This window comes from Gardnerella sp. 30-4 (assembly GCF_001641215.1).
GTDB classification, from domain to species: Bacteria; Actinomycetota; Actinomycetes; order Actinomycetales; family Bifidobacteriaceae; genus Bifidobacterium; species Bifidobacterium leopoldii.
Map to the genome: position 1 here is coordinate 1 of NZ_LXJL01000055.1, position 11,224 is coordinate 11,224.

The window sequence follows — 11,224 nt, forward strand, 5'->3', positions numbered from 1 at the left end:
ATAAAAAAACGTATAAGCGAATATAAACTTAGTAAAGAAAATGAGCTGGGGTATCTTTCTTTTAGGAAAGCATATAATGCTGAGCCAAACCCTCTTGATTTATATGTGCTTACTTCATTTAGTTATAATTACCAACTAAGATTTAATAACTCCATGGAATTTAATAACCCATTTGGAAGAAATAGAAGTTCATTTAGTTCTAATATGGAAGAAAATCTAAAAAGATTCATAGGCAGGCTAAAACAAATCGACGCAACATTTACAGATGATTATTTCTCAGATTTTAATATTACTGAGCTTACAAAAAAAGATTTTGTTTATTTAGATCCGCCTTACTTAATTACTACTGGAAATTACAACGATGGTAATAGAGGTTTCTTAAACTGGAGTGATATGCAGGAACAAGAGATGTACAAGCTAATGGATAAATTGAGCAAAAGGGGTGTCAAATTTGCTTTAAGTAATGTTTTGTCTCATAAGGGTAAAGTTAATAATTTACTATTGGACTATATAAAAACACACAATGTATGTGTTAATCATTTAAAGTGTTCTTATAACAATTCTTCCTATAATTCTAGGGGAACTGGTAGCGAAGAAGTGCTAATAACGAACTATGATCCTTTAACCTATAGAATGTTATAAAAAATGAGACTTTTTGACCTATATCCCAACTTTTTCGATCATTTAAGGAAACTAATTAGAAAGGTAAATCCCATACTACTTATTGCAGTATGGGATTTACCTTTTACCAGGCTATTTCCTTATTTTTAAAGTATGAAGGAATTTGGCCTATCCCGAGCAATCCAGCTTTTACTTTATATGCACCAATAAGAAGTTGTTCGACATTAAGAGCACCGCCACACGTATTAGTTCGGTTATAAGTTGCAAGTAATTGATCATCAAATTTACCTACAAACTTACTAGAAACCCAAAGAAAATAAAACGCGGTAGAAGGAATACTTGAGTTAAAATTTTTCCACCATTCAACTGAATTTCTAGTAATACTACGCTGCTGATTGTCTTCGATATAACGAACCATTTCATCTTCCTGAGATATAGATTTGCTGTATCCATTACCATATGCCTTTGTGTCGATGATGATTCCAAAATGGCTGGTTTGTGCAATGGCATCCGGTTTTCTTCCTCCACCTAGATGCATTGCATCCAGCCCATAAACATTCTTAAATAAATCCGCTGTAAGTATCTCAAAATCTCTGTTTCGACTACTGTCATAAGCTATATCTAACAGCTCAATATATTTCATTGAAAGCCCTGTTAGCTTCAAGAACTTAGCCTTTACAGCATCAGCTGCTTTATCCTTAAGTTCAGCTGTAAGATCAAGATTAGGAATGCTAAAATCAAAGAAATCATCTTTTAGATTAACAACATTACCGTTATCTTCTATTCTTATTCCAAAATTATTTAAACCGTGTATATCATTTCTTATTTTTTCAATATCATCATTAAAACCTAAAGTTCTTAGCGAATTTATGAGAGAACTAAAAGATTTTGTTGTTTTAAGAAATTGTAGAATATATGCTCTACGAGAACGAACATAATTCTTATTCTTGCCATCTACTGCAAGGAATTCCCACGTCAGGAATTTTTTAACACGATTGTTTTTAGAACTTCCATTAGCCTGATTTAATGCATGAATTCCCCGAGCTGTTATAGAATAATTCTGAAATCCAGCCTTTTCTCCATTATCTGTTTTAACAGTAGTAGCTTGTTTAGTAACATAACCAACTTTTTCTAGCCAATTACAGATCATCCTTGCGTATTTGTCACTTGTACCTTCTATGTCTGATTTGATTTTCTTTTGTTCTTCAATTGATCCAGTGACAAACCAGTCTTTCATTAGAGCTTCATCATATGATGTGAATCCTTTCTCGCCACTAAATCCCAGCTGTTTACCAATATAAAACTTAGTTACGGGTACTTTTGCCTTTTCTAAAATATTTAGCACCTGAGAAGCGGGAGGATAACTCAATAGCGCTTTTCTAAGAATGTCTTGTTCTGTATTGCTTTTCGATGGTGAAGCAGAAAATTTTAGACCTAGATCAGTTATTTTACACAAATCAGTTTCTCTGTCATGTTTTACAAAATTTAAGCTAAGTGCCCACCGCAAATATCCATCTGCAGTCCAGTTATCTGTCCACATTTTTCCTGTTGTTTTTGATGATTGAGGTAGAATGGTAACTTGTATTAAACCATCAGCAATAGCCTCTTTTCGATTTTTGGCGGGATTGCCAGACGCGTTTTTGGATGTTCCTACTAGTTCTGTATAACTAAATTCATCAGAGTGGTTGTTTAGTTTTTGTAAAAGTTGATTTTTAATTCCCTGTAATGGAATATAGTTTGGAACAAGATTATGCGTTAAATTTGCATAGTGCAAGGATTTAGGGTCAAAAATTTGGACTACCAGCTTGAGTTTATCAAAATCTGAAGGGTTTTGAACCCAACCATATGTTCTAATAATCATTTAAAATCTCCTTATTCTTCTACATTTTCCATGATGTCTTCCAGTTTACAGTCCAATGCTTCGCAAATTTTGATGAGAACTTCAGTGGTGACGTTTTCACCTTTGCCAAGTTTGGCAATTGTTGATGAGCTGATTTTTGCAGCATTTTGCAAATCAGCTCTGTTCATGTTTTTATCTATTAGTAGTTTCCATAGTCGGTTATAGATTATCTTCATTTTTTTTGTTCCTCTCATTTAGCTTTTATTCATCATCATTTCGTAGTGCTGACTTTGGTTCATAAGAGTAAAAATCTTCTTAAATGTTTCTTTTGTTTGTGAAACATCCACACAGTCGTCTACGTAGTTGATTCCGTCAGTTATGCCAAACGATGATTTCGTTTGTATGTAGGACAGCATTGCGGATGCCAACTGGTATGCCGAATAGTCGTTATTACCGTTTTCGTCTGTGCAGATAAACTTCTCTTTGTTTTGTTTGAGAATTACATCTCTTAGCGTTGTTCCGTCATAACCACATAGCTGAAGGAAGTAATATTCCAGTATTCTTCTTATGACATTCATAAGAGGAATCGGTGCGTCTAATATTCTATACTCTTCCCATAGTGCCGCATAGGAGTTTTGTACTGGATTGTAGTTCATCATTTCCGATGGAATCTCAGGGTTTTGTTTTTCGCAAAGACGAACCGATGATTTGTTGTCATTCTTGGACACTAAATAGAAGTTAACAAACCGGTAGTCTTTCACTCTGTCGTAGGTTATTTCTTGATGGAAATAAGTGTTATGAGTGAGTATGAATAATTGTTTTATATACCTGTCTTTTACGTACGCGTCAGTAGGATGTACGTTGTTTTCGCAGACACATATCATTTCGCGGATTAATGCACTGACTATAAATAGAGTACTGCTGTCCATACTGGAAACTGGATCGTCAATGATTACAATCTTGTCAGTGTTTTTCTCGTCTGGAGTGTCACTGCCTTTAATTTGATGGTAGAAGTAGAGGAATGCTATGAAGTTCTTTTCACCTTCACTGAGGTTTGAAGCTATAGAGCCGTCATTGCGAATCACCTCATAGACGTTAGGCGTACTGACTTTTTCTCGTAGATAGAAGCCTTGGAATCCTGAATCTTTTAATAGCTGGTTGATGCTTTCAACGGTATCCCTAGTGTTTACCGTATTTTTAAGTAGGACTGAAATTTGGCTACCTATATTCTTAATTACTGAAGCGTTAGTCTGCAATCGACTGTCAATCTGTCCCAGCTCTTTTGTAATAGCACCAAGACTTGTTTTATAAGCCTTTATTTCATCTTTTAGCATATAGGATATGAGTTCCCATACTTGTTTTCTGCATTCCTGCTGTTTAGCCGGTTTGGTTGAAACGATAGCGTTATGCTCATCGATTGATTGGTTGAACTTTTCAATCATATCTGCCAGTTCATCAAGTAAAGGTTTTGTTGCTTCCAGTTCGTATGCTATGGCATAATCCTGCTGTTTTTTAGCAATAAGCTCCAAATTGCCGGCAATGACACCTTTTAATGCACTTAGCTTATCTTTATATGCAGCTATTTCAGCATCAGAAATATTTGATTCAGGTATCTTTGACATTGGAACAAAGAGAGTGTTTGCCGAGTCTTTATAATCTGCCTGTAGGTTTGTGATTGCTTGTGTTTCTTTCTCGAACTGTTCATCAAAGCAGGCTTTTATATCATCTTCAAAACTAGCAGGTAGTTGTTGTTGGCAAAAAGGGCATTTACCATCAGAAACAGAATGATAGTGAGCCATTCCTTGCTTTACCCAAGCAGTGCTGTTCATAGCTTTGATGAAATTGGCGAAAGGCGTATCTGAGCTACTTATAATCTTTTTCTCAATCAAATCCAAATTAGCAATATTATCTAATACAGCAGTATCCTTGATAACAGAAAATTTTTGAAACGCTACAGCATTCTTAGAATATGCAGTATCGTATAGGTTTTTAAGCTGAGACAAATCATGGTTAACTGCATTATAGTCTTTGAGTACTTCTTCTGCGAAAGTACTCTTTTTTAGTTTACCCATAACTGTTTGTTTAAAATCGTTTCTAATTGTTTGAGTTTTAGACCAACAGTTTTCTTCGAAAGATGCCTGTATTTTTATACGTTCATCTTCCTTATTGTTTTTAGCGGCGGATAGTTGGCAATTTTCTTCTGATAATTTTTCTTTTTGATTGGTCAAATCATTAATTTGGTTTTGAATCTGAATATTTTCTTCATTGAAAGTGAAAACACCAGGTAGATTATCGTAGTTTGCAAGATTAGCTTTGATGTAATCGGCATTATAAACATATAGCTTACAATCTTGTGATGCTGTATTGTTCGACCACGTAATACCACTGCTGTTTTTTAAAGTTTCAGCAATGGTGGATTTACCAGATCCATTATTCCCGTAGAAGAAATTAATAAAAGTAGGGGTAATAGTTACAGGATTGAGTTTGTAAGTAGCACCATCAATATGTAAAGATTGAATACTGGCTGGTATTTTTTTCATAAAGATACCTCCTAAAAAATAGAATCCTTAAAATCTATTTTTGCTTCTGTTAATTCTTCAATGAGATTGACAGGTTTAATAGCCCAATGAGAGTGATTGAGTTCAGTTATAGCTACATCCATGCTTTGGATACCTAAATCAAAAGCAACTTCACTAATCTTTTTTAGCGGGATTGGTTTTTTATCCTCAAATTTGCATTTCAGAACAATCTCGCATGAGTCTTTTCTAATTTTTTCTATTATTCCAACGTACCCATATTGATCGTCTGAAGCTTTGCCATAATACTCTGTTGTTTCAGGTACTACAAGAATTGGAAATCGCTGAATCTCTTTAATTGCGTCAACGGATAAATAGGCGTACTTGTCTCGTAGTTCATCTTCTGTATAAAAGGCTTCTATGGCTCTTTTCTTATCTACCTTTACAAAAACACTATCAATAACAGAACTGCCTACAACAAGATTATAGTAATCATACATTAAACCATCAGTAGGCGTAGCTATTCCTTTATCTAGAGTGGGAACTGTTGGATAAGGTGTAATAGTTATATGCTCTACATGATTTATGTTGTAGAGTTTGTTTGCATGTTGACTTATTTTGCCTGCTTCAGGCAACTGATTAGCGATGATTTTTTCTAATTCATTTCCCATACAGACACCTCTAATCTAAATGATCTACATGTTCGATGTTGTAGATTTTATTCGCATACTGATTAACAATTTTAGGGTTGTTAATAGCCTGAGTTATTTGTTTAGGTGACTGTTCTTCCTCATCACTTATATCATCAGCCTCAACGACAGGTATATCTGTCTCTGGGTTAAAAAATTCATTATCTTCTTTCACGTCTAGAGTTTTACTGCACTCAGCAACTTTTTCATTATTATAAACAGGCATTTCAAATCTTGAAATCTCGATATTTTGAGTAATTGTTGTGCCTATATCCTCATTAATCAATTTCCATTTACTGTTGATGCTGCTTTGTTTGTACCACGCTTCAAATGTTGATCTACCTAATCTATTGTTTGTTTTGTTTCTCAAAATATAATCCCACACGCTAACCAGAAAAAATTCCAAATTAATGTGAGTGACTGTTTGCAGTTGCTCCTTTTTTAGTTTGGTTTGGCAATTAATACTAAATTCTTCATCCGAACCAATGGATACATCTTTAATAATTGTTTCTAATATTGCTTTAACTAACCATTGCATTTTACGTTCAGCAAGGAAATCATTCGTCAGAGTCTTCATTTGTTGATATATGTGTAAATCATTTGACATTACACTACTGTGGAACGTTTTGATTGAAACCTCATCTCCTTGAGGAGTGTATGAGGATTTATGTGCGAGACATCGCTTGTAATTACTGGTACTTGTTTTGACGGATTCATCATATTGAGAAACATCCTCGCCAGTTATAACTTTTAGCAGGGATTTCATTAGATTCGAGTCGCTACACTCATCTTTATATCCGCTCATTCTAGATCGTGCGGATTTTTTTATTTTAGTGGCTTCAACCAGCAGGTTAAATAAGATACCACCGCTTAGATAAGGAACACGCACTGGAATGCTTTCTTTTGAAGTCATCTTAAATAACCCCCTTTTTTGAAAAATCTTAACTGTTTTAGTCCTTATTAACACCCTTTTCGATTGCGTTCAACTCTATTAACTATAGGTTAGAGATTGAAAGATGCGAGTCATGCAAATATTCAAAGTCTTTCACGCATATTTTATCAAAAAAGTTTGGTTTTTGATAGACCGAACTAAAGGAAAAAGATGCGTATTGAAAGTCTTTTAATGCAAAAGCATTCTTGTTCTTTCTAAACGCGAGGCATCAGCCTCAACCTCTATGCGGAAATATCCCTTAGCTAAGGATTATTCGGAGTCCGCATAGAACAACTAAATAAGTACAGCGGTCTTACCGAATAAGGCAGCTGCAAGTAAAGATGAAGGAATTCTTCATTCTAGCTTGTGGTGTTTTGTCATGCCTTATTTGAGCTGAATTCAAGGAAATCCTTCATCGGAAATCAGATGGAGGATTTTTTATGAGAATTCAATTACGCTGTGACAAGCATTTTACAACATTCGACCTCAAGCTTGATGAGGTTAAAGGCTGGCTTAATATCGACCTTCTTCCCGATGAAAGCGAAGAAGAGTTTGAGAAAAGAGCACAAGAAAAGGTAGATGCTGAGTTTAACCGTCCCGAGTATAACTCTCTGCATAAATATGAGAGGCATAAAGGTTTTACTAAGCCTTACAGCGGTGAAGACGGTGAGGAAACTGATGATTATGAGTCTTGCATGAGTGATGTTAGAGACTCTGGCATCTTTTTCAAAACAGTAAATCAGATTAAAGCTTCAGAAGAATATAGGGCAGTTGAATCGTTTGTTTACTCGATTTTAAAGCCGGATGTGGCGGATCTTTTTATGGCTGTCCGTATTAGGAATATGGCGATTAATGAAAAGGCTGCATCCATGCTTAGCCGTGATGCTTTTGAAACGGATGCTGATTATAAAAAAGCCGTGGATCGCTTGGCTAACAATATTACGCATAAGCTTAAGCGGGCTGAGAAAAAGTTAGTAAAGAATTTCAAAAAAGCGTCAGATTTTGGCATCAGCCGTGGCTACTTCATAGGAGGAACCAACTCCTCCAATAAAAATTAGGAGGTAGCTACTATGAAAGAGCTAATCAAAATCAGTTATAACAATGAACGTCCGACTGTAGATGGCCGTGTTTTGCATCAAGCACTTAATATCGGAACACCTTATGATAAGTGGTTCCCAAGAATGTGTGATTACGGTTTTGTTGAGGGTAAGGACTTTTCGACATTTTTGTCGGAAAGTACTGGTGGAAGACCAGCAACCAATCATCAGCTTACTATCGATATGGCAAAACAGCTATGTATGATTCAGCGTACAGAACTTGGCAGAAAATTTCGAGAATACTTTATTTCTGTTGAAGAGAAGTGGAACTCGCCTGATGCGGTAATGGCACGTGCGTTGCAAATAGCCAATAGGAAATTGAGTCTGCTTGAATCGCAAAATCTGAAGCTTACCAATACTGTAGCTTTGCAAACACAGCAGATAGCAGAGCTTAAACCGAAAGCCAGCTATTACGATGTGGTGCTTAAATGCAAAGACATAATCTCCATGCGTGTGATTGCAAAAGATTATGGTAAATCGGCACAGTGGATGAACAACTATTTACATGATCTTGGTGTCCAATTTAAGCAATCTGATACTTGGCTTTTATATCAAAAATATGCTGAGAAAGGCTATACCAGCACAAAAACGCATGCTTATGAAGACGCTAAGGGCATTACTCATTCAAAGGTTCACACTTATTGGACTCAGAAAGGCAGGCTTTTCATCTATCACCTCATGACACAACACGGGATCTACCCCTTGATTGAACAGGAGGCTAAAGATGAGTAAGACTTATAAAAAACATTTAGAAACAACACCGAATTTTAGGCCTATCGTCTACATTTGTGCTCCCTACCGTGGAGATAAAGAAAGAAACGTGCAACATGCTATTCGGTGTGCGGCTTACGCGTATTCACGCGGGGCAATCCCTATCACTCCACACCTGCTTTTCCCGTTCATGGATGATGAGAATCAAAAGCATAGAGGGGACGCGATGTTTATGGACATTATCCTCTTAGGCAAATGCAACGAACTGTGGGTGTTCGGAGAAAAAATCACAGGCGGCATGCAAGTAGAAATCAATCTGGCTGAAAAACGCAGGCAGACGATTAAGTATTTTACGGATAAGGATTTAGGGGGTGAATGTTGATGCTTGACTGCAAAATTTATACAGCTTCCTGTGTGGGAAACAGTAGTAACTGCTTGTATCCTGACGAAGTAAAAGTCTGTGATCGAGATAGTTTTAATAAGGCTATCTCTTTTGACCATGTCACAGCACAGTTTACTAACAGTTATAGGTCTAAAGATAATTTCATTTCATCTACCTGTATTCCGATGGACTGTGATAACGACCATTCTGATGTTGGTAAAGACTGGGTGACGCCTTTTGATGTTGCTTTAGCGTTTCCGAACGTGTGCTTTTATGCGTCTTATAGTAGAAACCACATGAAAGACAAGCATGGGAAGTGTGCAAGACCACGTTTTCACGTGTATTTTCCAATTGAAGAAGTAAGCGATGCTAAAGCTTATGTAGAGCTTAAAACAAGGATTCAATCAGTATTCCCGTATTTTGACAGTAACGCTCTTGATGCGGCACGTTTTCTCTACGGTGTTAAAACTCCACAGGTAGAACTTTACGAGGGTGAAAAAACAATCACTGATTTTCTCTCTGAAGAAGCTTTTGGTGAATTTGATGCAGAAACAGAAGAAATACCATCAGGGCAGAGAAACTCTAAGCTTAGTCATATTGCAGGAAAACTCATCAAACGTTATGGTGCGACAGATGAAGCGTATGAGAAGTTTTTGAGGGAAGCAGAACGGTGTAATCCTCCTTTGCCTGACGCAGAATTATCTAAAATCTGGTATTCGGCTAAAAAGTTCGGGCTTAAAGTAGCAAGTCAGGAAGGTTATATTCCGCCTAGCGAGTATGGGAAAAGCTATGAGGAGTATAAGCCGGATGATTTAACGGATATTGCGATGGCTGAGGTTTTTGCCAAACATAACAAGAATAAGGCTGTTTATACGATGTCTGCCGGCTGGCTTTACTGGACGGGCAAGAAGTGGGAAGCGTCTGAGCTTAAAGTTATGAAACTTTACATGCTTATTGCTAAAAAAGTTTTGAAAAATGCTGGTATCGAGTTTAAGACAGCTTACGAAGAGTTCATTCAAGCTGAATCATCAGGTGATAAAGAGCAGGCGGATAAAGCGAAAAGTGAAGTGAATCGGGCAAAGCAGTATCTTTCGTTTGCTAAGAAGATGAATGATCACAGTAAAGTGTCCGGGATATTAAAGCTTGCTAAATCCATGCTGGAAGTTGCAAACGAAGAACTGGATCGTGATGCTTTCATTCTAAACACGCCTTGCGGAATCGTGGATTTAAAGACTGGAGAGCTAAAAGAACATGATCCGTGTTTGTACTGTACGAAAATGACCGCTGTTTGCCCTTCACGGGACAACGTGGGATTGTGGCAGACAACTCTTGATATGGTTACCGCAGGTGATAAAGAGTTTCAAACATTTCTTCAAAGCCATGCGGGTAGTACGCTTATAGGTCAAGTGTTTGAAGAATCGCTTTTGCTAGTGTACGGGTCAGGCGGTAACGGTAAGTCGACCGTGTTTAACGCGGAAGCACACGTGCTTGGAGATTATGCTGGGAAAATACCTGCAGAGTCTTTAACCACTCGGGCTAAAAACGTGAAAGTGGATTTAGCAGAGCTTTGCGGTAAAAGGTTTATTCTTGCCTCGGAAACCGAGGAAGGACAAAGGCTTTCTATTTCCATGCTGAAACAGATAGCAAGCGTGGATGATATTTCAGCTGAGAGGAAATATTATGCTCCTTTTACGTTTACACCAAGCCACTCAACCATTCTCTACACGAACCATCTGCCGAAAGTCGGTTCGAACGATAAGGGAACGTGGCGGAGAATCTTTGTCGCACCGTTTACGAAAGAAATCAAGAATCCTAAAACAGACTATGTTGATGAACTTTTGCAAAAAGCAGGTGGGGCAATACTTCAATGGATGATTGAAGGAGCCAAGCTTTATATCCAAAACAGTTATAAATTCCCTATTTGTAAGGTGGTAGAGCAGGCTAAGGACGCTTACCGTGCTGAAAACGACTGGATAGGCCATTTCATCACTGATTATTGCATTAAGGGCGTGAATGAAACGGAGATGAGTAGGAGTCTTTACTTGTCTTACCGCCAGTGGGCAAACCTTAACGGTGAATATGTTAGAAACGATAGGGATTTTTCTAAGGCTTTACTGTTAGCCGGTTATAGCAAAAAACGGACGGGTAAAGGCTACCAGTGGTGTGGGCTTTCCATTAATCCTAATTTGCAGGCACAGGAGGATTTTCTTTGATGTAAAGCACGGTAAAAGTAAAAGATACTTCCTGAAAAATGTATTGGCGTGTAGACAAATGTTTTACATGGTAAAAACCGGGTTCAGAGAAAAATGTTCTATAGGATTTTTTCATACACGAAAATAGTCTTTGCCTACACACTACCATACACGTTTTCAAGAAAGAAAAGCCTGATAAATAGGGGTTTTGTATTATAGTGTACCCTTTTTCTTTACTTTTTATA

At 37.1% G+C, this 11,224-nt stretch carries 10 protein-coding genes; 5 read left to right on the forward strand and 5 right to left on the reverse strand.

Going from position 1 to position 11,224, the window contains the following annotated elements:
* A partial coding sequence (locus A5294_RS04260; RefSeq protein WP_197457100.1) for a DNA adenine methylase occupies positions 1-642 on the forward strand: 642 nt, incomplete at its 5' end.
* 103 nt (positions 643-745) lie between these two features.
* Here the strand turns inward: A5294_RS04260 and A5294_RS04265 are convergent.
* The 5 genes from A5294_RS04265 to A5294_RS04285 are packed head-to-tail and all read right to left on the reverse strand — an operon-like array spanning position 746 to position 6,579.
* Positions 746-2,482, reverse strand: coding sequence for a restriction endonuclease FokI C-terminal domain-containing protein (locus A5294_RS04265; protein ID WP_064340548.1), 1,737 nt, complete (start codon positions 2,480-2,482; stop codon positions 746-748).
* 11 nt (positions 2,483-2,493) lie between these two features.
* Entirely contained in the window at positions 2,494-2,697 is a 204-nt protein-coding gene (locus A5294_RS04270) for a helix-turn-helix transcriptional regulator (protein WP_064340555.1), read from the reverse strand.
* An 18-nt stretch (positions 2,698-2,715) separates the two neighbouring features.
* Positions 2,716-5,001, reverse strand: coding sequence for an AAA family ATPase (locus A5294_RS04275; RefSeq protein ID WP_064340549.1), 2,286 nt, complete (start codon positions 4,999-5,001; stop codon positions 2,716-2,718).
* An 11-nt stretch (positions 5,002-5,012) separates the two neighbouring features.
* Positions 5,013-5,648 (reverse strand): hypothetical protein, encoded by a 636-nt coding sequence (locus A5294_RS04280; RefSeq protein ID WP_064340550.1) that lies wholly within the window; start codon positions 5,646-5,648, stop codon positions 5,013-5,015.
* Between the two features lie 10 nt (positions 5,649-5,658).
* On the reverse strand, positions 5,659-6,579 hold the full coding sequence (locus A5294_RS04285) for a hypothetical protein (protein WP_064340551.1): 921 nt from the start codon (positions 6,577-6,579) through the stop codon (positions 5,659-5,661).
* 458 nt (positions 6,580-7,037) lie between these two features.
* Here A5294_RS04285 and A5294_RS04290 point away from each other — a divergent pair, with 458 nt between their 5' ends.
* From A5294_RS04290 to A5294_RS04305, 4 genes are read left to right on the forward strand one after another with little or no spacing between them, the layout of a single operon-like run.
* The gene (locus A5294_RS04290) at positions 7,038-7,655 is read left to right on the forward strand and encodes a hypothetical protein (RefSeq protein WP_064340552.1); all 618 of its coding nucleotides are present in this window, start codon (positions 7,038-7,040) and stop codon (positions 7,653-7,655) included.
* A 12-nt stretch (positions 7,656-7,667) separates the two neighbouring features.
* On the forward strand, positions 7,668-8,426 hold the full coding sequence (locus tag A5294_RS04295; protein WP_064340553.1) for a phage antirepressor KilAC domain-containing protein: 759 nt from the start codon (positions 7,668-7,670) through the stop codon (positions 8,424-8,426).
* Positions 8,419-8,787 carry a DUF4406 domain-containing protein gene (locus tag A5294_RS04300; RefSeq protein ID WP_064340554.1) on the forward strand — a complete coding sequence of 123 codons (369 nt, stop codon included), beginning with the start codon at positions 8,419-8,421 and terminating at the stop codon, positions 8,785-8,787. The genes A5294_RS04295 and A5294_RS04300 overlap by 8 nt, the downstream gene beginning before the upstream one ends.
* Positions 8,781-11,000: a phage/plasmid primase, P4 family gene (locus A5294_RS04305; protein WP_231880193.1), complete on the forward strand. Its 2,220-nt coding sequence runs from the start codon at positions 8,781-8,783 to the stop codon at positions 10,998-11,000. Before A5294_RS04300 ends, A5294_RS04305 begins: the two co-directional genes overlap by 7 nt.
* The last annotated feature ends 224 nt before the right edge of the window (positions 11,001-11,224 follow it).